Source organism: Kitasatospora sp. NPDC032150, assembly GCF_055579945.1.
The window spans coordinates 1-20,121 of record NZ_JBVIMH010000044.1 but is presented as its reverse complement, the minus strand read 5'-3'; the positions used below and the strand labels follow the sequence as shown (position 1 = coordinate 20,121).

General features: G+C 69.1%; 19 protein-coding genes, 1 tRNA gene and 6 pseudogenes. 11 read left to right on the top strand and 15 right to left on the bottom strand.

Annotation, left to right across the window (positions count from 1 at the left end; translation table 11 throughout):
• Window positions 1-8: 8 nt before the first annotated feature.
• The 5 genes from ACZ5ON_RS32325 to ACZ5ON_RS32305 form a co-directional block, all read right to left on the bottom strand.
• Entirely contained in the window at window positions 9-905 is an 897-nt protein-coding gene (locus ACZ5ON_RS32325) for an RNA polymerase sigma-70 factor (RefSeq protein WP_465600122.1), read from the bottom strand.
• Between the two features lie 118 nt (window positions 906-1,023).
• Window positions 1,024-2,223 (bottom strand): NAD(P)/FAD-dependent oxidoreductase, encoded by a 1,200-nt coding sequence (locus ACZ5ON_RS32320; protein ID WP_465600120.1) that lies wholly within the window; start codon window positions 2,221-2,223, stop codon window positions 1,024-1,026.
• A 273-nt stretch (window positions 2,224-2,496) separates the two neighbouring features.
• On the bottom strand, window positions 2,497-3,450 hold the full coding sequence (locus tag ACZ5ON_RS32315) for a sigma-70 family RNA polymerase sigma factor (RefSeq protein ID WP_465600118.1): 954 nt from the start codon (window positions 3,448-3,450) through the stop codon (window positions 2,497-2,499).
• 18 nt (window positions 3,451-3,468) lie between these two features.
• Entirely contained in the window at window positions 3,469-4,683 is a 1,215-nt protein-coding gene (locus ACZ5ON_RS32310) for an NAD(P)/FAD-dependent oxidoreductase (protein ID WP_465600116.1), read from the bottom strand.
• A gap of 238 nt (window positions 4,684-4,921) precedes the next feature.
• Window positions 4,922-5,074, bottom strand: a complete 153-nt coding sequence (locus tag ACZ5ON_RS32305; protein WP_465600114.1) for a DUF6223 family protein — start codon at window positions 5,072-5,074, stop codon at window positions 4,922-4,924.
• A gap of 152 nt (window positions 5,075-5,226) precedes the next feature.
• Here ACZ5ON_RS32305 and ACZ5ON_RS32300 point away from each other — a divergent pair.
• From ACZ5ON_RS32300 to ACZ5ON_RS32290, 3 genes and pseudogenes are all read left to right on the top strand, one after another.
• A pseudogene (locus ACZ5ON_RS32300) lies at window positions 5,227-5,379 on the top strand (nitroreductase family protein); the annotation flags it as partial.
• Between the two features lie 129 nt (window positions 5,380-5,508).
• A complete protein-coding gene (locus tag ACZ5ON_RS32295; protein ID WP_465600112.1) occupies window positions 5,509-5,673 on the top strand; it encodes a transposase domain-containing protein in 165 nt (54 codons plus the stop codon).
• A gap of 53 nt (window positions 5,674-5,726) precedes the next feature.
• Window positions 5,727-5,888: pseudogene (locus ACZ5ON_RS32290) on the top strand (oxidoreductase C-terminal domain-containing protein); the annotation flags it as partial.
• Between the two features lie 443 nt (window positions 5,889-6,331).
• Here ACZ5ON_RS32290 and ACZ5ON_RS32285 read toward each other — a convergent pair.
• Window positions 6,332-6,404: transfer RNA gene (locus ACZ5ON_RS32285), tRNA-Trp, on the bottom strand.
• Window positions 6,405-6,652: 248 nt separating this feature from the next.
• Here ACZ5ON_RS32285 and ACZ5ON_RS32280 point away from each other — a divergent pair.
• A pseudogene (locus ACZ5ON_RS32280) lies at window positions 6,653-7,029 on the top strand (hypothetical protein).
• 46 nt (window positions 7,030-7,075) lie between these two features.
• The gene (locus ACZ5ON_RS32275; RefSeq protein WP_465600110.1) at window positions 7,076-7,345 is read left to right on the top strand and encodes a ribosomal protein L7/L12; all 270 of its coding nucleotides are present in this window, start codon (window positions 7,076-7,078) and stop codon (window positions 7,343-7,345) included.
• Here the strand turns inward: ACZ5ON_RS32275 and ACZ5ON_RS32270 are convergent.
• The 8 genes and pseudogenes from ACZ5ON_RS32270 to ACZ5ON_RS32235 form a co-directional block, all read right to left on the bottom strand.
• A pseudogene (locus ACZ5ON_RS32270) lies at window positions 7,326-8,020 on the bottom strand (DUF6928 family protein). The gene ACZ5ON_RS32275 and the pseudogene ACZ5ON_RS32270 overlap by 20 nt on opposite strands.
• A 147-nt stretch (window positions 8,021-8,167) precedes the next feature.
• The gene (locus ACZ5ON_RS32265) at window positions 8,168-8,827 is read right to left on the bottom strand and encodes a hypothetical protein (RefSeq protein ID WP_465600108.1); all 660 of its coding nucleotides are present in this window, start codon (window positions 8,825-8,827) and stop codon (window positions 8,168-8,170) included.
• A 70-nt stretch (window positions 8,828-8,897) separates the two neighbouring features.
• Window positions 8,898-10,004, bottom strand: coding sequence for a hypothetical protein (locus ACZ5ON_RS32260; RefSeq protein WP_465600106.1), 1,107 nt, complete (start codon window positions 10,002-10,004; stop codon window positions 8,898-8,900).
• 284 nt (window positions 10,005-10,288) lie between these two features.
• Window positions 10,289-11,728, bottom strand: a complete 1,440-nt coding sequence (locus tag ACZ5ON_RS32255; protein WP_465600104.1) for a serine/threonine-protein kinase — start codon at window positions 11,726-11,728, stop codon at window positions 10,289-10,291.
• Between the two features lie 358 nt (window positions 11,729-12,086).
• A pseudogene (locus ACZ5ON_RS32250) lies at window positions 12,087-12,247 on the bottom strand (transposase); the annotation flags it as partial.
• A 706-nt stretch (window positions 12,248-12,953) separates the two neighbouring features.
• The gene (locus ACZ5ON_RS32245; protein ID WP_465600102.1) at window positions 12,954-14,105 is read right to left on the bottom strand and encodes an ATP-binding protein; all 1,152 of its coding nucleotides are present in this window, start codon (window positions 14,103-14,105) and stop codon (window positions 12,954-12,956) included.
• Between the two features lie 428 nt (window positions 14,106-14,533).
• Complete coding sequence (locus ACZ5ON_RS32240) at window positions 14,534-15,034, bottom strand: hypothetical protein (RefSeq protein ID WP_465600100.1); 501 nt, start codon at window positions 15,032-15,034, stop codon at window positions 14,534-14,536.
• A 101-nt stretch (window positions 15,035-15,135) separates the two neighbouring features.
• Window positions 15,136-15,567: a hypothetical protein gene (locus ACZ5ON_RS32235; RefSeq protein ID WP_465600098.1), complete on the bottom strand. Its 432-nt coding sequence runs from the start codon at window positions 15,565-15,567 to the stop codon at window positions 15,136-15,138.
• Window positions 15,568-16,005: 438 nt separating this feature from the next.
• Here ACZ5ON_RS32235 and ACZ5ON_RS32230 point away from each other — a divergent pair, with 438 nt between their 5' ends.
• The 6 genes from ACZ5ON_RS32230 (at window position 16,006) to ACZ5ON_RS32205 (ending at window position 20,001) form a co-directional block, all read left to right on the top strand.
• Window positions 16,006-16,623, top strand: coding sequence for a hypothetical protein (locus ACZ5ON_RS32230; protein WP_465600096.1), 618 nt, complete (start codon window positions 16,006-16,008; stop codon window positions 16,621-16,623).
• A 29-nt stretch (window positions 16,624-16,652) separates the two neighbouring features.
• Window positions 16,653-17,333, top strand: a complete 681-nt coding sequence (locus ACZ5ON_RS32225; protein ID WP_465600094.1) for a hypothetical protein — start codon at window positions 16,653-16,655, stop codon at window positions 17,331-17,333.
• Entirely contained in the window at window positions 17,330-17,974 is a 645-nt protein-coding gene (locus ACZ5ON_RS32220; RefSeq protein WP_465600092.1) for a hypothetical protein, read from the top strand. The genes ACZ5ON_RS32225 and ACZ5ON_RS32220 overlap by 4 nt, the downstream gene beginning before the upstream one ends.
• Complete coding sequence (locus ACZ5ON_RS32215) at window positions 17,975-18,274, top strand: hypothetical protein (RefSeq protein ID WP_465600090.1); 300 nt, start codon at window positions 17,975-17,977, stop codon at window positions 18,272-18,274.
• Between the two features lie 168 nt (window positions 18,275-18,442).
• Window positions 18,443-19,603, top strand: coding sequence for an NADAR family protein (locus ACZ5ON_RS32210; protein WP_465600088.1), 1,161 nt, complete (start codon window positions 18,443-18,445; stop codon window positions 19,601-19,603).
• Window positions 19,600-20,001 (top strand): hypothetical protein, encoded by a 402-nt coding sequence (locus ACZ5ON_RS32205; protein WP_465600086.1) that lies wholly within the window; start codon window positions 19,600-19,602, stop codon window positions 19,999-20,001. The genes ACZ5ON_RS32210 and ACZ5ON_RS32205 overlap by 4 nt, the downstream gene beginning before the upstream one ends.
• A 21-nt stretch (window positions 20,002-20,022) precedes the next feature.
• On the opposite strand, the pseudogene ACZ5ON_RS32200 reads toward ACZ5ON_RS32205, so the two are convergent.
• A pseudogene (locus tag ACZ5ON_RS32200) lies at window positions 20,023-20,121 on the bottom strand (DDE-type integrase/transposase/recombinase); the annotation flags it as partial.

Below are 20,121 nucleotides of genomic sequence, written 5' to 3'. Positions count from 1 at the left end.
CGGCGTGTTCATCGCAGGGTGAGCGGGGTCTCGGATTCGACGCGGGTCAGCTTCTCGGGGTTGCGGACGTAGTAGACGCCCGTGATGCGGCCGTCCTCGACACGCATGGCCATGACACCGTCGAGCTCGCCGTCCAGGCGCACGACCAGTGCCGGGTTGCCGTTGACCACGGTGGGCTTGCAGGTGATCGTGGCTTCGACCTTGCTGGAGCCGCCGAGGTAGAAGCGGACCAGCTTGTCGGCGCCGATGATTGGGTGCAGCGCGGCTCGCTTCAGTCCGCCGCCGTCGCTCACCAGGACGACGTCAGGGGCGAGCACGTCCAGGAGGGCCTGCGGGTTCCGGGTTTCGAGAGCGCCCTGGAAGGACTCCACGGCCGCCCGCGCTTCGCTCGGGGAGACCGCGTTCCGTGGGCGGCGGGCGTCGACGTGCCGGCGGGCGCGATGGGCGATCTGGCGGACGGCGGCCGGGCTCTTGTCGACGGCCGCCGCGATCTCGTCGTAGGCGACGTCGAAGACCTCGCGCAGCACGAAGACGGCCCGCTCGGTCGGCGACAGCGTCTCCAGGACGAGCATCAGCGCCAGCGACACGCTCTCGGCGAGTTCGACGTCCTCGGCCACGTCCGGCGCGGTGAGCAGCGGCTCGGGCAGCCACTGGCCCACGTACGCCTCCCTTCGGCGCTTCAAGGTGCGCAGCCGGTTGAGGGCCTGACGGGTCGTGATCCGGACCAGGTAGGCGCGCTGGTCGCTCACCTGGCTGAGGTCGACCTTGACCCATCGCAGCCAGGTCTCCTGGAGGACGTCCTCTGCGTCGGCCGCCGATCCGAGCATCTCGTAGGCGACGGTGAACAGCAGGTTGCGGTGGGCGACGAACGTGTCGGTCGCCCTGTCAGTGGCGTGGTCGGTCATCTCTGGGTCTCTCTCCTCGGCGGCCGCCCTGGTCACAGGCGGCGTTCGAACATGCATCAACGGCATGGTCTTTGGCCCGTCGTGCCGACATTCGGCCGGGTCGGACGCGGATGCCTGGCTACGCTGCCCGTTCAGCGGCGGCCGACGCCTTGCCGCGCCTGGCCAGCAGCAGCTGCGGCCGGTGCTTGTCGTCCTTGGGCCAGGTGTGCGAACCGGGCTTGCGCGCCTCTTCCACCAGGTGCTTCACGCTGAACGCGCAGGAGAGTTCCTTGAGCTTCGCGGCCGGTCGGCCGGTGACGTAGAGCCTCCTCGCGGTGTCGTCCTTGTGGGCGAGCTGGAAGACGGCGGCGCGACGCCCCAGGCTGATGCACATGGCGGGGAACGACAGGTTGATGGGCGCAGGCCGCCCTCCCGCGATCCGGCTCAGCACCGTGTCGGCGGCGTGTGCCCCCAGGCAGCCCGCGACATAGGCGCTCATCCGGAACGGCAGGTCCGATGGTGCCGCCGAGTCCCCGGCCGCGATGATGCGGCCGTCGTCCACGCTGGTCAGCGTCTCGTCCGTGAGCAGGCGCCCCGCGGCGTCGGTGTTCAGCCCGCTGCGCATGGCCAGATCGGGCACGTCGAAACCGGCGGTCCAGATGGTGACCTCGCTCGGCAGTTCACGGCCGTCACCGAGGTGCACGGCGTCGCGGGTCACGGCCGTGACCTTGCTGCCGGGACCGTCGAGTACGGTCAGCCCGAGCTTGGCAAGCCGCTTGGAAGCCGTGCGCCGAGCCCGGGGGTGCAGGTACGCACCGAGCACGCCTCCGCAGACCAGGGTCACCCGGCGGCCCCGCTCCGCCAGCTCGGCCGCGGTCTCGATACCGGTCGGTCCGCCGCCTACCACCACCACCGTGGCCGTGGCGGGAGCGGCGTCGAGGATCGACCGCAGCCGCTGCGCCTTCTCCAGGGTGGCGATCGGGTGGGCGAACTCGGCTGCTCCGGGCACGCCCGGGTCGGCGGCGCCGCTGCCCACCGCGTAGATCAGGTAGTCGTAGCCGACCGTGCCGCCCGTCGCCAGCGTCACGCTGCGTTCGGCCGCGTCGATCCGGGTCGCGCTGTCGATCACCAGTCGGACGCCGGCGGCCAGGATGTCCCGGTAGTCGACGACCGCGTCGTGGGACCCGCCGACCAGTTGGTGCAGGCGCAGCCGCGGGACGAAGGCCGGGCGCGGGTTGACCAGCGTCACGGTGACGTCGTCGCGCTGCGTCAGCCGGTTCGCGGCCATCACGCCGGCGTACCCGCCGCCGATCACGACCACGTCGGTGCTCTCAGCCATGGTGTCTCCTCCGTCTCCAGGGGGGTTCGGCCTCAAGACACCGCGCGGTCGACGACTGTGACAGCATGTGGCGCAGATCACTCTACGGGTGCGGGCTCGGCGCGCGGAGCCCTCCACCTTCAGCCCGGAACGCGGTCGATCGACCGGAGGACAGCGCTCCTCTCCGGCAGGGCGGACGCTGCCGGCGCGGCAGCAGCCTGACGCGCCTGCGCGCCTGGATGGTCACCAGGTGCGATGGCGTCCGGCGTAGGCCTGAACGCGGTCGGCATCGGGTCACCACTGGGCGATGAGCGGCGTGTCCGGTTCGTGCTGCCGCCACGCTTCGTTGAGGCGGGCGAGGCGGCTGGGGGCGGCGATGCCGCGCACGGTCGCGATCCTGCCGCCCGTGATGTCGAACGTCACGGCACCGACGACCTGGCCGCCGGGCACGAACAGGATGGCGGGGGCACCGTTGACGAGCGCGTAGTGGACGGCGGACGTGCCGCCGGCGAGTCGCTGTTTCGCAGGTGTGGGTTTGAAGCCGGCCCGTGCGATGGCGGCGATGCGCTGCGCAGTGTCGTACTGCAGCAGCTTCTCGGTCAGGCCGGCGCCGTCGGAGATCGCGGTCGCGTCGTCGGTGAGCAGCGCCACCAGCCGTTCGGTGCGGCCCGAGGAGGCAGCGGCGAGGAATTCCTCGACGATCCTGCGAGCGGTTGCCGGGTCGACTTCGCCGCCGCCGCGGCGCGCGGCGGTGATGCGGCCCCGGCCCCGGTGGAGGTGCTGCTGGCTCGCGGACTCGGTGATGTCGAGGGTCTCGGCGATCTCGGCGTGGCTGTAGGAGAACGCTTCGCGCAGGACGTAGACGGCCCGTTCGATGGGTGACAGGCGCTCCATGAGGGTCAGCACGGCCAGGGAGACCGATTCGCGCTGCTCGAACGTGTCGGCCGGGCCGAGCATGGGGTCGCCGTCGAGGAGCGGTTCGGGCAGCCAGGCGCCGACGGCGCGTTCGCGGCGGGCCTGCGCCGAGCGGAGCCGGTCGAGGCACAGGTTGGTGACGACCTTGGTCAGCCACGCCTCCGGCACCTTGATCAACTGTCGGTCGGCGGCCTGCCAGTGCACGAACGCATCCTGCACGGCGTCCTCGGCGTCGGCGGCCGAGCCGAGGAGGCGGTACGCCAGCGAGGCCAGCCGGTTGCGGCCGGCCTCGAACCGACTGGTGTCGAAGCAATCAGCGGCGGTGCTGTCCACGTGGATCACCCTAGGCGGCTACGCGACCGTCATCGTGCCGGACGTGACGGTATTTTCGGCAGTCGCGTCCGGCACGGCGGCCAGGCGGTGCTTGCGCTTGGGCATGCCGAGGGTCGGGTGCGAGGTCGCCCACCGGGAGAGCGCGACGAGGCGCACCTTGAGCCGCGCGGACTTCCGGCCGCCCATGTGCTTCGGCTTCGGCTGCCCTTCGTCGTCGACCCCCTGCCAGATCGCGTCCCCCTGCCCGAGGCTGATGTGGTTGTACGTGTAGACCAGCTTGGTATTGGCGATCCTGCGGCCGGTCAGGCGCCCCAGGATCGCCCCGATGGCCTGCTGGCTGGTGCAGGCGCCCGACGCGCAGGACATCGGCAGCGGTCGGCCGTTGTCGCCGATGGCGTAGGCGCTGTCTCCGATGGCGTAGACGTTCGGGTGTGACACCGACCGCATGGTGCGGTCGACCACAATCCGACCGTCCCCGGCGACCTCCAGCCCGCCGGCGGCGGCGATGGGGTCGACCGCGAACCCGGCCGTCCACACGGTCGCGTCGGACGCCAGGGCGGTGCCGTCGGCGCACAGCACCCGCGCAGCTTCGACGGCCTCGACCACGGTGTGCTCCAGGACGGTGACGCCCAACCGGTCGCAGGCTCGGCGCAGGCGGCCGCGGGCCCCGGCGGAGAGCCGGGCACCCAATTCGCCGCGGGCGATGAGCGTCACCGACAGGCTGGGCCGGGCCTCGGCGATCTCGGTGGCGGTCTCGATACCGGTCAACCCGTCGCCGACGACCACCACACGCCCGCCGTCGCCCCGCCGACCCAGGCTGTCCAAGCGCTCGCGCAGCCTCAGCGCCGAGGGCCGGGCGGCGACGTCGAAGGCGTGCTCGGCCGCGCCGGCGACGCCTTCGACGTCGCCGTGGCTGCCGAGCGCGTAGACGAGCGTGTCGTAGCCGAGCTCGCCGCCGCCGTCGGCCACGGCGACGACCTGGCGCTCGGGGTCGACGGCGGTGACACGGGCCAGGCGCAGCCGGATCCCCGTGCCCGCGAAGACGTCGGCGAGCTTCGGGGCCTCGATGTCCCGGCCGGCCGCCAACTGGTGCAGGCGCATCCGCTCGACGAAGTCCGGCACAGCGTTGACCACGGTGATCTCGACGTCCGCCGGGGACAGCCGGCGGGCCAGATTCCCGGCCGTGTAGGCCCCGGCGTAGCCGGCGCCGAGAACGAGGATGCGGTGCTTCATGAGTAGCTCCTGTTCGGTTCGATTGCTCCCGGTGACTTGAGCGGAACAGGGCCCCGATTGCTGACAGGAATCGCATGTGACGTGGGTCACAGCGTGACGGATGGCTCTGGATGCTGAACGGACAGCACTTGTAGCGGGTCCGGGAGGCGACCGGCGTACGCCGGCGAGTCGAAAGGTTCGCGAGCTGAGACAGCACGGACACTCGCCCGGAACGCGGTCCCATTCGCTGGTGAGCCGGTCAGCCGGTGCGGCGGGAGCGGGTCAGCGCCAGTCCGCCGAGGGCTGTGCCGCTCAGCCCCAGCAACAGGGCCACGACGGCTCCGCACAGCAGCCCCGGGCCGGCGCCGATCCGGCCGGTGGAGCGGGCGAGAGCCAGCCGGACGGGCCCCATCGAACACGACTTCGCCCCACCTGAAGAACCGGCGGATCCTCACCAAACTCCGCACCGCTGCCGCCCGCCACCAGCACCAGTCTCCGATGACTCCGTGCGCGTGCTGAAGAGGATAGAGAGGTGGTTGCCGTTGAGTGAGAGGACGAGAAGGCGTGGATGTATATGAAGCCGTGGACAGTCGCCGGGCCGTGCGGGCGTTCAGCGATGAGCCGGTACCCAAAGAAGTACTCGAACGAGTGCTGACTGCAGCGACGCGGGCTCCGTCGAGCGGGAACCTCCAACCGTGGCATGTGTATGTCAACACCGCTGCGTTTGGGCGCGAGGGCGCTCGTCAAGAGGGTTGAACGAGGCAACGGGACACCTGTAGATCAACTTGCGACCAAGCTTGTTGATCAAGGGGTGCCCCGTTGCAGGAGAAGTCTGTCATCACGAGGATGATCGCGGTAGCGGCAGGGGCGTTCGCGCCGGGGCATCTGGGCGAGTCGACGCAGATCGTGGACTTTGCGCTGGTGGACGCGGTGCTGACGGAGACCCGGAGCGTCCAGCGGCGGGTGCGGCTGCTGCCCTCGCGCGTGGTGGTCTACTTCGTGCTGGCGTAGGCGCTGTTCGAAACGTGCTCGCATCGGGCGGTGTGGGACAAAACGTAAAGGCCAACGAGTTCATCGCGTTCTGGCTCAAGGACGGCCGGGTGCTCGCCGGCATGAACATGAACATCTGGGACGTCACTGACCCGATGCGCGAACTGATCATCTCCAAGCGCGTGGTGGACGCCGACCGCCTGGCCGACCCGAACATGCCCCTCGGCGAGGTCTGAGAACCGACAGGAGCCCTGGCCTGCGAGCAGCCAACCGATCATCGCTGCGGGCCACACCAACGGGACCGGCTCGGTGGCCAGGCCTCCCTCCGGCGGGCGTACAACCCTCGCCGAGTAGGGAGAAACCGTGTCGCGCGACCCATCCGGCCACTTGACCCCCAGCGGTCGAACGGATGTCTGACTGATGTTCACCAGTCCGAATCGCGCAGGTCAGGGACTATCTCGTGCACCCCGCATGACACCTGATGTCGTCTCATGACGCCCAATCCGTGAGAGGCGCGTGAGAAGCGGTTCGCGATGACGATCTCAGCTGTGACGTTCCTCACAACCTCATTGTAGCCTTGCTCGCCCAGGTGAACACGGCCACAGCTTCTAATTCTCTTGCCTGCCGGATTGTGCTGGTCGCCCATTTCGGGAGTTCTGCGAAAACGGTTAGTTCTTTGCTGGTCCGGCAGGACTCGAACCTGCGGCACGCCGCTTTGGAGACGGCTGCTCTTCCAACTGAGCTACGGACCAGTGCGTTGCCGAGGAATCGAACCTCGCTATCCCTAAGGGAGCAGGGGTTACAGCCCCGCTTGCGTCCCAGCGCTCAACGCTTGGTGATGCACCGATCGTAGGAGGCTTCCGGCAGGCAGTGCGAGCGAATATCGAAAGAGCTGCCCACTGCGCGCGAGTGTCCAATCGCGGGAACCGAAACCATTCGCCGCCGGGCCGCCGACGCGGTTACGGTGAGCGCCCACCCAGAGGATCAAGGAGAGCACGCAATGTCCCGGGCGAAGACCCTGACGCTCTGGCGTCCGACCGGCCCGCAGGAGCTGGCCCTGGTCGAGGCATCGGGCTGGCGGGCCTGGCCGCCTCGCCTGCCCGAGCAGCCGATCTTCTACCCGGTGCTGAACGAGGACTACGCGATTCGCATCGCCCGAGACTGGAACGTGCCCGCCTCCGGCGTCGGTTACGTAACCAGGTTCGAGATCGACGCCAACTTTGCCGCCCGCTACCCGGTCCAGCAGCTGGCGGACGCACGATCCTCGAGCTGTGGGTACCGGCGGAAGAGCTGGAGGGGTTCAACCGGCACATCGTCGGCCGCATCGAGGTGGTCCACGAGTTCCGACCGCAGCCTCACGCGGAGGCGAGGCGGTGACGGACTTCCGCTGCGTGCGCCGCTACCAGCCCGAGGAGCGGCACACATGACCGCCTACTTCACGCTCGTCTGCGACGACATCCCCCACAACGTGGTGCTCCTCGACGCCGGCCCCAGCCCGTTGGAGGTCGCGAAGACGTTCCGCACAGTGACAGGCGGCGGCCTGTGGCACGCGAAGCAGACCGTGACCGACACACCCCCGGTCCTGCTCTTCGAAGGGATCGAGGAGAAGGCCACGCGACGGCATGCCGAGGATCTGCGCGCAACCGCTGCCACGGTCACGGTGGAGCCATGGGTCAGAGAGCATCCCGCTTGATCAACGTGCCGTCAGGGTCCGGCACATAGGTACGCGGCGGACCCATGGCCGCCACGGCCGCTCTGAGCGCGGCCTCCTTCACGGCGGGATCCGGAGCATCCGGGTCCCGCACCAGGAATCCGTGCAGCCGGATGGCTTCCGCATCCACGTCACCGGGGTCCGGGCGACCTTCCACGATGAACCCGCAGAGCGCACGCAGTGCGTCCTCGCCCATGCCCAGCGGGTGGAACGGCAGCGCGTACGACTCGTCGTCCCGGTCCGGCCACGGGATGACCTGGGCCGGGCGCTCCCCGACCCAGTAGGGCAGTTCGAAGGGAAGCGGCTCGCCGATGTTCTCGACGATCCCGCTGTCCGGGGACAGACTCAGCGAGCGGATGAGACGCCTGTCCTCCCACACACCGACGGCCAACCAGTCGACCACGCTATGCATCGCGTGCAGCACCATCCGCCGGCCCGCGCTCGGCGCCACCAGCTCACCCGGAAGTTGAGACGGCAGATCGACCATCACACGCCGGTCGCAGACCACCTCCACCCAGGCCAGCTTCCCGCGTAGGCCCGATCGTCCGGAGGGTACAACCCGTCCCACAAGGTCGAACCGCCAGCCGCTTCGATCACCCAACCCGGGTACAGACGCCGCATCATGGCGGTCGTCTGCTCAAGGTCAGCCCCACCCACTTGCCCTAGGCGACAAGGCACGTCCCGGTCGGCGTACACCAGCAGACCGGTCTTGGCTCCCAAGGATCCTCCCTCCAGTGATGCCCACGTCGCGGGTCGCACCCTACTCACGAGCACCGGCAAGAGAAGGCACAGCCGGCCGCTCGTTCAGGCGTCCACCACCGCGTAGCCGAGTAGGCGGGCGCGGTCGGCTATCGCCTTGAAGTCTGCCGCTGGGTTGAGCGCGGCGACGGTCCGAGGGTTCAGCGGGGCGCCCGCCAGGAGCGCGGCGACGGCCTGCCGGTCGACAGGCCGTTCATAGTAGTCCTCGGCGTCACTGCAGACGGCCTCGGCACTGCCGTCGGTCAACACGCCGAAGAGCCAGCCCGCTCCGTCGGACTCCCCCGGCTCGAACATCACCGGACCGCACTGCCACGAGGTCGCGCCCGTCTCGCGCCAGGCACACACCGTCGCGTCGAAGAAGCCCTCGAACTGCAGCTCCGGATCTGCCGGATAGTGCGCCAGCGCGGCGGGCAGGCCCTCCAGCAGCCCGGGCCAGTGTGCCCTGGGCCAGTCCCGCCACGGCGTGGCGTCGCATTCGTGGTCGAAGCCGTAGAGAAAGACCCCGGCCGGATCGAAGACGATCCCGTACAGATCACCGGAACCGTTCTCCATCGTGGCCAGGTCCACGCCCGCACGCCAGCCGGGGTAGTAGCCGTGCCTCGGGGCGAAGCCGTCGAGCACGATGTCGAGCAGCGCCAGCGCCCGACAGCGGGCACGCAGGGCGCTGGGGTCAGCCAGCACGGACACCAGCTCGTGAACGTTCATGGCGAACATTGAACAGGCCGCCGCTGACAGCCGGACGGTCACGAGCAGATGTGACTCTTATGCCCGGCGGCTAGAAGAGGCCGGTCGATATGTGCTGCGTGAGGTTCTCGATGATCTTGCGCAGCCACGGACTGCGAACGGCGGGTAGCCGGACCAAGGTGCGTTGGAACGTTCCGGCGTCGGCCCGGAACAGGCGGTTGGGGCGCGGCGGGAGCGGGTCGTCGCGGAGGACGTCGTGGGGTATGCCGCCCGATGCTGGGACGGGCAAGTACGTCTTGGGAAAGGCCATCGACAGCCACACCCCCAGCGGCAGAGGCACCGGATACGCCGATACAGCCAGGTCGGCGGGTGTCCATGTATGGCCCGTCTGCGGATGAACCGGTACGAGGAGGATGTCCACGCTTGCTTCGGGAGCAGGTCGTCCCGGTCCCGCTAGGACGGCGTGCCGTTCCGGCGCACCCACGGGCAGCAGCGCGTCGAGGGCGCGTTGGAACACGTCCGCAATCAGGCCGTTCGGGACCGTCACCGGCCGGCCTTCAGATGCCGCCAGCAGGTGGGCAAGCGCTCGGCCGGCCGCCGCCTCCCATTGCGGGCTCCATGACCAGTAGTGGCTCGTCCCAAGCCTTGACCCCCATGTAGCGATCGGCTCGAACGGGGGCGTGCAGTTCCCCTCCTCGATCAGCTCCTCCCAGGAGAGCGGCGCTGGGTCGACATCGTCAACGAGTAGGCGGCGAACGGCGTCCGGGGCGAGCCACACCGCCTGCCAGAGCGAGCAGTCGTCGACCCTGCTCGCCACGGCCAGACCGCACGCCTCGCAGGCCATGTTGGGGCCGTCGGACCCGTCGAGGCCACAGCAGGCGCCACCTCGCTTCTCGGGAATCAGTCGGGTGTTGCGGATATCTCCGGGGGCGATCACGATCGCGCCGGGCGCGCCGTCAGACAGGGCGTAGACCGGCGCGTAGATGCCGCGAGCCTCCGCCTCGCCCGGGGCGATCTCGTCCCACCGCCGCCACGGCGGTCCCCAGGGGTCCGGGTCCATGGCGAACGTCCCCGACTCCATAAGCACCGGCAGCTGGATCCCGTTCCCGTATTTCTGATGGGCGTACACCGGAAGACTGACCTGGGACAACGGGGCGGTCAGCCCGGCCTCACATCTCGCACAGACGAAAACGAACAAGGGCCCTCCGCGTGGGAAACAGTCGCATCGTCGCACCTTGGTGGCAGCCAGCCAACGAGTTTTCGCGTCCGTCGCATGTGCCCCAGTGTCTCGAGCGCGGGATCAATCCACTTGGGGCGATCAGGATTCCATGACAGCGTGGATCCGGGCCCTGAAGTTCCCCCTTGAGTCACGGTCGAGCTCCCCACGGTCCTCCTCCAGCGGCAGCGGTCAGGAATGCGGCTGCCCGGTGTGGGCCGGAACGCTCCTCGTTCCAGCCCACACCGGCAGTTTGGCCGTGCAGGTCAGCGACGGAAGCCGCGGTGGGGGTCGCGAGTCTTCACGTTACCGAACGGCTCGAACCAGGCGGGCGCGCGCAGGTCGCCCACTCCGAGCTGCCGGTTGGTGTCGTCATCCGGGTCCTCGATGCCGTCGAAGCGGCGGTCGTAGAGCATGAGGATATCGGTGTCCTGAAAGAACATGTCCGTGCAGGCGTCGAATTCGTAGTCGTCCCGGTGAGTCGGCAGCCCATGGTGGGTGTCGGCCTCAGTGCCGCCGAGTTCGTCGACGCGGTCACGGGCGTCGTCGAGGGCGAGGTGCAGGGCGAGTTCCTCTGCGGTGCAGGTCGGCTGCGGCCAGTGGCCGTGTTCGAGGTCGTCGGCGAGGTCGTCGGCGGCACGGGCGAATCGGCGCCGCCACTGGAGGTCGGCGCCGAAGGTCAGCTTCGGCAGGCGGGCGAACACACCCCAGTTGCCCTCGCGTTCGTCCGGCACGAGGCGCCCGTCGCCGAGTTCCTCGGCGTCGTCGTAAGCCTCGTCTGCAAGCAGGCACAGCGTGGTGTGCAGGACGTCCGCGGTGCGGGGGGTCAGATGCCACAGACAGCGTTCGTCCTCGCACTCCGGGTCTGCGCAGTGCGCCGCCTCCGCCGGGAAGAGCGCGGCGAAGTCCGGGATCTCGTCGTCCCCGCTGTTCTCCGCGGAAGGGTCGGCTTCCAGCCGGCGCCAGCCCCTGCCGAAGTCCACAATGATGGGCTCCGCACTCCATTGGGCGACCTCATGGTCCTTGTCGCGCCGAAGGATGGAAGCCTGGCTGCGGTCGATGAGGCCGTCGGCTCCGTCGAATTCGATGGGCGGGTCTGCGAGCCACATCACCGCGCCGACTACGTCGTACGGGTCATTCTCGGCCACCTCTTCGGCGGGCGCCGGGGTCCACCCCTGCTCGGATGCGCTGTCGAGCAGGGCCTGCCGGTCGTGGACGTGGAACTCCCGCAGTGTGGCGATCCGTACGACCGGGCCGGCGAGGTCGCGAAGTCGCGCACCATCTCGAACTCGAACAGCCGGCTCAGGGGAAGTTCCGTTGCCGGTGTCACCGAAGTCCGCGTCATCGTGGTCCGGTTCCTCGTCGGCGGGATTGTCAGGCCATGTGATCAGCGTGCCGGTGTTGGCCGCCCAGGTTCCGGCGAGCGCGTGGGTCACGGCTTGCCTCAGGGACGCTGCCGGGGCGTCCGGCAGCTGCCCGCACAATTCGTCGACGCGCTCCGCGGCCCAAGTATCGGGCCGTGAGCGCAGCGCGCGGACGAGCAGTCGGGCTGCGCGGTAGGCGAGTTCGGGTTCACGGCAGGTGAGGACGGCCTGAAGTGATGCGGGACCGGTCTGATGGCCGACAAGGGCCAGGACGCGGCTCTTGCTGGGGGTGTGTTCGCAGAAGAAGTTCTGCGCAACGACGGTGACCTGCTGGTCGGACATGCGGAAAACTCCAGTGGAATGGAGGCGCGACTGGGCGCGTGCTCGGTTGAGGTGGAGTTCCGCTGGTGGGTGCGCTGCTGACGCGCCTCCGGACGGTGGTGAAAGCTCCCGCCCCTGGCTGGTTCCGCCGGTGCTGCCGGTGGCCCGGGCCTGTTGGGCTGTCTGCCACTGTACCCGAGCTCTCACGGGAGTGCGGTCGACTACCGGATACTTCGGCCGACTTCATCAGGGTGGGGTGAATGACGTGGGCCGCCCGGTCAAGTCGGCTGTGGTTCCGTTAGGTTAAGGCCGTAGTCGATGGGGCTCTCGATCAGGTGTGGTTGCCCGGCGGGAGGCCGCTGGTGAGCGATCGCAGCGCCAGGGCCTGCTCGGCACGACGGCGGCGCTCCAGCAGCCAGCCGGGAAGTACGAGCCGGAGCGGACCCGCGGGATCGCCAGGTCCACGGTCCCGACCCTGGTGTCCCAGCCCCGATACCGTTAGCCGTTACGGGAGTTGACAAGCTCCTCGCTCGGACGGCCGCACACGACTTCAAGGCGTTCCTCGATCTGTACGGCCCCGGCTCGGTGGACGGTTATCTGACGATCGACCGACCGATGGACACCACACCGGCCGAGCTGGAGCGCTACGGGGGCCCGCCGCCTGGGCGTCCAGCCTGGTACAGCGAGATCGCCGAGGGCTGGTGGGAGGTCGACGAATCCGACGTCCGCTCCGGCGTTCTGCTGCTGTGGGGAAGCGATGAACACGGCAGCCGGTACTTCTTCCGCGCGGTCGAGGAAGATCCCACCGAGTGGCGGATCATCATCAACAGCGACGAGGGCGAGTGGTTCGAGGCTGCCGGGACGTTCACCGAGTTCCTGGTGCGCTGCTTCCACCGGATCGACCGCCCCAACTTCATGGACCCAGCTGGCCACGCCCCGGTGCACGCTACGAGTCCCGTCCATGACCCCGAACTCAGTCCTGGGCCAGTACCCCGCGCACCCAACTGGCCCAAACGCCGCCGTACGCTGCCTGCGCGAGCACGAATCACACCCCGTCGTCTGCGCCTGCCGCGGCGCACTGACCCACGACGAGACGCGAACCACGATTCCCAGTCTGTCCGGACCGCCGACACGGTGCCTGCAGCGACCAGGGGGTTCGATGCGCGGAAGACCGCCTGCGCCCACCAAAAAGCCCAGGCCGGGGACCATCCCCGACCTGGGCTTCGGAGTCTTCGGTGGGCTGCTGTCAGTGGCGGGTGGTCATCCAGATCCGGGCGAGGACGGCCGTCGCCTGCGCCGGGTCGGCGCGGAGCCAGGCGGTCAGGTGCTCTCGGACGGCCTCGGCGACGCAGGCGCGGACCGGCCCGTTGCCCAGTCGGTCGCGGATGGCCCCCTCGAACTCGGGGTGATCGAGCTTTACCGACACGACCGCTGTCAGGCCCGCGCCAAGCTGGGTGGGAGTGAAGTCGGGATCGGACGGGGTGAGCAGCTGTTGCTCCCGGGCATAGGCGGTGACCGCTGCCGCCAGGCCGTCACGAAAGCCGAGCTCGTGCGTGCCGCCGCCAGTGGTCGGCAGGCTGTGGGCGTAGCTTGCGACCCGCTCCTCGCGCGAGTCGCACCAGCGGAGAGCCACCTCGACGGTTCCCTCCATATCGGCGTACTCGCGCTCGAAGCCGATCACCTCCGGGTGGAGGGGGTCGCCCTGCTCGGCGATGTGATCCCTCGGGCCGCCCGGGAAGCGGAAGCGGACGGCCCGAGGCGCCGCGGGGTCGCGGTCATCGGTCAGGGTGATGTCCACGTCCCGGTTCAGGAAAGCCAGTTCCCTGAAGCGCTCGGCCAGCGCGTCGAACGAGAACTCCAGCGTCTCGAAGATCTCGGCATCGGGCCGGAAGGTGATCGCGGTCCCGCTGCCGTCGGTCGGTCCAGTGCGGGCGGGCGTCGCGACAGCTACGCCTCGCTCGTACTCCAGCACCCAGCAGGCGCCGTCGCGCCGCACCTCGGCCGTCAGACGGCCCGACAGTGCGTTGACGACGGCCAGCCCCACGCCGAAGTAGCCGCCGCACAGCGAGCGCCGGTTGGTCGCCTGTGCCCCGCAGCAGAGCACGGCCAAGCGGGTCTCCAGCGAAGGGCTGCCGCTGTGGCCGGCGTGCTCGACCGGAAGGCCTGTGCCGTCGTCGGCGACGCGGACACCGCCGTCGGCGGTGAGGGTGATCTCGACACGGCTGGCGGTGCCGTCGAGGATCTCGTCCAGCGCCCGCTCGGCGGCCTCGAACACCAGGTGGTGAAGGCCGCGTTCACCGACCGATCCGATGTACATCCCGGGCCGCTTCCGAACCGCCTCCAGGCCTTCCAGAACCACGATCGTGCTGGCGTCGTACGCCTTGGCTTCCTCGCTCATGATGCCCCTCCGAGGGTGCCCGACAGAGCTCCCCAGCCTAGGAGATTTCCGAGAAAACACCAGGTCAGAGCCAGTTTGGCGAGGCCGTGGACGGGCTCCTGAGGCGCAATCAGGAGCGCCCGACCGAGACGGGTGCGCACTGCCGTCGCACTGCCGCTGCGGCCCTCTGAAGGCCGTCTGCGGCACTGTTTCGGGCGGCTGCGAGACCACGAATTTCAAGAAATTTTCACGTCGGCCCGGTGCGGTCGTGGATGACGCGTGAGCCGTCCGGCTCCGCGGCCATTTGGGTCCGCGGAGCCGGACGGTTTGACTGATGAGTGGGCCGTTTCAGTTGTTCCGCTTCCTGGCGCCGGGCGTGGAGGAACGACGCTTTCGCGTGCGATTGCTTCTGCGACCCCAAGTGGAGTCGGGCGCGTGTTGCGAGTCAATCAGCCAAGCTCCCAGAGCGTCAGCTGCCCTTGGTCGTCCACGGTGGTCCAGGTGCCGTCGCCGCGCAGCCGGGGCTCGGCGGCAAGACGGCCTCGGATCGCTCCGCTGGAGAGGTCGACGACGTACGGGATGTTCCACTCGTCGTCCTCGGTCTCACCGGTGACGGTGATCACCGCAGTGGCGGCATCGAGGTAACCACCGCTCCACGCGATGTGGGGCTCTTCGCCCTCGTCGTCATCGGTGCTCCCGTCCTCGCCGGGTCTAGCGGGGGCGAGGAAGCGGTCGAAGGCAAAGCGGCACAGCTCGGTTCCCTCCGGGAAGGCATGAAAGACGGCGTCATCCTCTCCGTGTCCGACAGTCATGAACTCCCGACCGTCGGGGGAGACATCGATCAGGCAACGGTCGTCCCACGGGTAGGCGCGGACGCTGATCACACCCCTATCCAGACGGCCGTGGAAGAGGAAAACGCCGTCCTGGCCCTCGCCGACGTCCAGGAGCATGTGGCGGGCGGGACTGACAAGCGGTCGTCCTCCGTGGATGAAGTTCGATCGCTCCGTTATCGGCAGTTGAGGCTGCGGCAGGCTGTTCGATGGCGGCCCGCCTACAGGGACATGCCGCAGTACAGGCCGCGCTGCCCGGCGTCACGGGCGAGGTCGGCCAGCCGCCGAAGGAAGTCAGCCACCAACTCCGCGTCCTGTCCCTCGCCATCCTCGGTGCGAGTCCACGCGGAGGCGGCGTCCTGCAGGCGCCCGCTCGTGGCGATGGCGAGCGCGTCGCGAAGGCTGTCCGTGAGCGAGACCAGCCAGTGGCTCTCGTGCTGAGGATCGCTCAGCAGCTCGCAGAAGCGCGGGTCGGCTTCCACCTGATCCTCGGGCACTCCCGTCAGATGTGCCTCGACGGCTCCGAGGAGCAGGTAGGGATCGACGCCCTTGAGACCGACCGTACCGAACGGGTCGTCCATGCGGCCGTCCTCGAAGACCACCAGGGCTTGTGCGTCGTCGGTGGCCGCGTAGTAGTCGTAGATGTTTCCCATGGCGTGATCGTCCCAGGCGCCAGTGACAGGTGGCTGCCGACGTCCGGGCTCAGCGGCCCCAGCGGCCCGGGATAAGCCGATGGGCGCGGCCTGTGGCTGGCCATCGGCGTCTTCACCCCCGCCTCGAACCGCGCAGCGATCACCGCCAAGGTCACCGACGCGCTTCACACTCAGGGCCTGTCCCCGACCGAACCGCACCCGGGACTGCTGCGGCTGGACCCACTGGATTGGCGAAAGCGCCTGCCTCGGTAACCGATCGCTTGCACGGTCCGCTGTTCGTCCCCGGCCAGGTCGCGTCCGGCGCCCGGCGTTGCATCCCATTCGCGCCTGCCAGCGCGCGGCACGGGGCCCGGAGCACCCCGTCGGATCGTAGCTACCCGCCACCCGTGGTGCTGATATTCGGCGGTGCCCGAGGCCAGTGTCCGCGACACTGGGCCGGTGATCGTCATACACCCCGTGCTGGAGACCGGCGCGCTCCCCGGCTTCGCGTTCTGGCCGGTCGCCGAGCAACCGCCGTACCACCTCACCCCACTGAACGGCGCGCTGAGCAGTGAGCAGGTCGGCACGACGATAGCCACCATGGCCGGCCACAACTCCAGCCGGGTCGACGACCGCCTGACCGACCCGGCCGAAGCCTTCCTGAGCTCACTGCTGCACGAGGAGGGATTCGTCGCCCCTGGCGGGCTCCGCGTCCAGGACACGGGCATCGGCACGACGCTGACGCCCGGTTGCTGCTGCGGACTGGAGGACTGGCGCGGATGGCTGGAGACCGCTGACGGAGGCGAGCCGTGGCTCGGCCACGACCCGACACCATTGGCCGAGCACCTCGGCAACACCGTCCGGCTCCACCCGGACGGCGAGCACCCGGGCCCGGTGATCGAGATCGCCCAGACCGAGCTCCCCCGGCTGCTCGCCGGAGTCCAGCAGGACCTCGCCGACTTCCTCCTCCTGGTCGCCGCATGGGCCGAACAGCACGCACCCCAGTCGGCGCAGGCAGTGGTCAGTGCGGTCGACCGGTCGCTCGACATCACCGCACCACTGCGAAGGTCAAGCTGATGGCAAGTTTCCTGACGCACCGTCGGCTCGTGCTTGACCGCACGCTGCCGGCGCGGCGACGCCACGCGGCACTGCGGACCTGCCTCACCCTGTACGCCCCATACGGCTTCCGCTGCACCTACCACCACCTGACGGTCAACGCCGCGATACCACGCGACCTCGACGCCGATCCCGACTCGCTGGAACGCGCGGTGAACGAACTCCACGAGGCCCGCCTGCTCCGGCTGGCCGAGGACGCCCAGTACGCCGAGCGGCGGCGACGCGAGAAGCATGCCGGCCAGCGGGTCCCCCGACGCCCAGGCACATGGTGGCACCGCCACGGGCGGCAGAGCTGCTACCAGCTCGATCCGCTCTGCCATCCAGCCCTGGCCCTGCCCGAGTTCGTCCGCCGCCAAATCAGCCTGGCGAACGGCGAAGCACTGCCCGGCTGCGCGGACTGCGGCAGCCGCCGCCCCGCCATCTCTCGTTCGACCGGCCACGGGTTCATCGACCTGTGCCGCGGCTGCGGAGCGGTACAGCGCTCGTGTGCCTGCGGCCAGCCTCACCACCTCCACCCGCACGAACAAAACCTGTGGCCGCGCCTGTGGCGCAGGGAGCACATGACCCACGACGGCCTGCCCAACCCGCACTGGCCCGGAACCGTCGAGGACCGGATCGCCGGCCTGCAGGTGAGGAGCTCGTCGCAGCCGCGGAATGGGAGGCTCGGGTGAGTGAACTCGCCTTCTTCGCCCAGGTGGTGGCCCGGGGCACGGTCCACGGCCTGGACTGCAGCTCCACGCCCGACCAGGTCGCTGCCCGGCTCGGCGACTTCGGGGAGAACCTTCGGCACAACCTGATGTGGCGCGACCATGGTCTGGTCGGGTTCACCTGGGAGCGGCCCTCCAGGAACGAACCGTGGCAGGGCTGCCGGTTCACCGTCCAGTGCCACCGCCTCGAGCACGGCCCCACGCCCGTGCCCACCTTCGCGGACCTCCGAACAGCCCTGACGACACTGGCCTGTGAAGTCGAGGAGATCACGCCCCTCACCTGTGACCTCGACGAGTACTGGCAACCCGGGAGCAGAGTGGCCATCCTCGTCGATACTCGAGACGGCACCCTGCACCAGATCACCGGCCCGGTTGCCCCCGACTACGCGGACCTGCGCCAGGGGCTCCGCTCGACTCGGGCCGAGCGCGACCAGATCCGCCATCTTCTCGACGCCTCCGACGAGGACCAGCTGCGCTGGATCGGGCGCAACCAACCCGACGGCTCCGAGCGACCGGCCTGGTGGACGGGAAAGCTCGCGGTGATCGACGGGATGGTCTCCGCCACTCCGGACAAGCAGCTCCCCTGGGCCCGTCTGCTGCTCTGAATGATCCAGCGGAGCAACGAGCTGGAAGTCTTCGACCGTGCCCAACGCGCCGAGCGTATGGCCGTCCTCTCCGCCAACCTGCGCTGGCACCTCGGCCCGGACGAGCTGGCCGGCGTCCTGCCCAATGCCGACGAGGTGGTCCGCGCCTGCCTCGACGCACTGCCCGAGGCCGGACAGGTCGACCCACAGCGCGTCAGACACCTGCTCAACTCCTGTGCACCACTTCGGGACCAGCTCCGCGACGTGCTCCTGCGTCACGAACTCGACCGACTGCTCGCCCTCACCCACCGCACGTGGTGAAGCCAACCGCGCGGTACCCGCCACGGTCCCCGGGAAGGGCCTGCCACACCCGACTCGAGGTGCCGCCCTCCGCAGCCTGTCGTCGTTCCCACCTGCGGCAGCTCGCACACGTGATCGCCTCTCGGGCGGTAGCGTGCACCCATGACATGGCGGGGACCGACGTATCGAATGGTGGATGGGGAGCGGATCGACGGGGTCTGGTGCCACGTCTGGCGGCGGAGTCGATGGGACAGCAGGTACTTCATCGACGATCTGATCGTCTTCGCGGACGGGGCAATCAGATGCGAGGAACGGACCGACCTGTCCGGCCTGGAGAAACTGCTGGCATCGGGCCGAATTGCTGTGACGGAGCCAGGCGCGCCGACTCTTCCTGACGAAGCGTCGAAATGGCACTCGCGCCGCAGTGAGCCGTTGACCCCGGAGGGCTTCCTCCGCGAGGTTGCCGACAAGATCGAGGAGCTCAACGGACGGCCGACCGCCGGCCAGCGCTGCTGGGATGCCATCCAGCACTTCCAACAGGAACCGAACGAGCTCAACCGCACACTGCTGCGGGACGCCTACATGGCCGTTCCACCGCACCGCCGGATCTACGTCCTGGGCGACATGGACCGCCAGGACCGCCCTCTTCGGATCCTGCTCACCGAGATCGGCACCGCCGTCGACGGAGACGGCCCAACAGTGACAGCGGACATGCACCAGGAGGCCCTCGACTACTTCCGCCGCGCAGACGAAGGCATCGCACGCGAGAAGGAAAGGCGTGCCGTCCTGCACGCCGACGATCCGACCGAGGCCGGCCAGCCGACCGTCATCTCGCACGAGACCGTCTACCCGCAGGGCTGGCCAGAGGAGCTGGGCCTGTTCGTGCTGCGCAACGAGTATCCAGCGCAGATCGTCTTCGCCGGCGAAACCTATCCATCGGCACTCCACGGCTACTGGGCTCTCTCAGCGGCCGATGCTGCCGACCACAAGCGGATCCGGGAGGCGCCGGGCGCGCGAGAAGCACACGAACTGGGCGGCCGGGTGGCACGGCGATCGGACTGGCCCAGCATCCGGCTCGCGGTCATGAGCGGCTTGCTGCGCGCGAAGTTCACCCAGCACCCCGAGATCGCCGAGATCCTCCTCGCCACCGGGGACGCGAGGATCAGCTACACCGGCCTCTCGGACTCCCCATTCTGGAGGGAAATCCCCGGCGGTCGGGGACGGAACTGGATGGGCCGCCTGCTGGAGCTGGTCCGCTCCGAACTCGCCGCCGGGCAGACACTCCAGAACCACCGTGACCTCGAACAGGCCATAGCGCTGATGACGGAATCCACGGGTTCGCAGAGATGACAAGCCCGAACAGCCAAGCTCGGACGCAGGCGACGTCAGAGCTGACCTCGGCCTCGTCCATCGTCGCGAGGCTCGCTGCCAGGCACGCCCGTGCGGGAGAGATCGACGACCGGGAGTTGGCCCCGCATCTGGCAGCCATGGCGCTTCTTGAGATCCGCTCCCTTGCCGGACGCGCTCGGCGCCTGCCGGACGAGGTCTCGGCTGCCGACACCTTCGACCGCATCAGGTTTCTGGCCGACCTTTGCGACAACCTGCCGTTGTCCGCCAGGCCACGCAGCCGGCGGTCCTCCCGCAGGAAGCCCGTCAGCACCCACGAGCGGGCCATGCGGGAACGGCCGATGAGTTGGAACTGGAACACCGCAGGCCCGGAGAAGCGAGCCTGGATCTTGTCAAAGTGAGCTTGCTCCGCTTTGACGGACACCGGTGGCCCAGCCGACGACGCGGCGGGAGGCGATGTCGATGACGGTGGCCAGGTAGAGCCAGCCCTCCTCGGTGGGGATGTAGGTGATGTCGCCGCG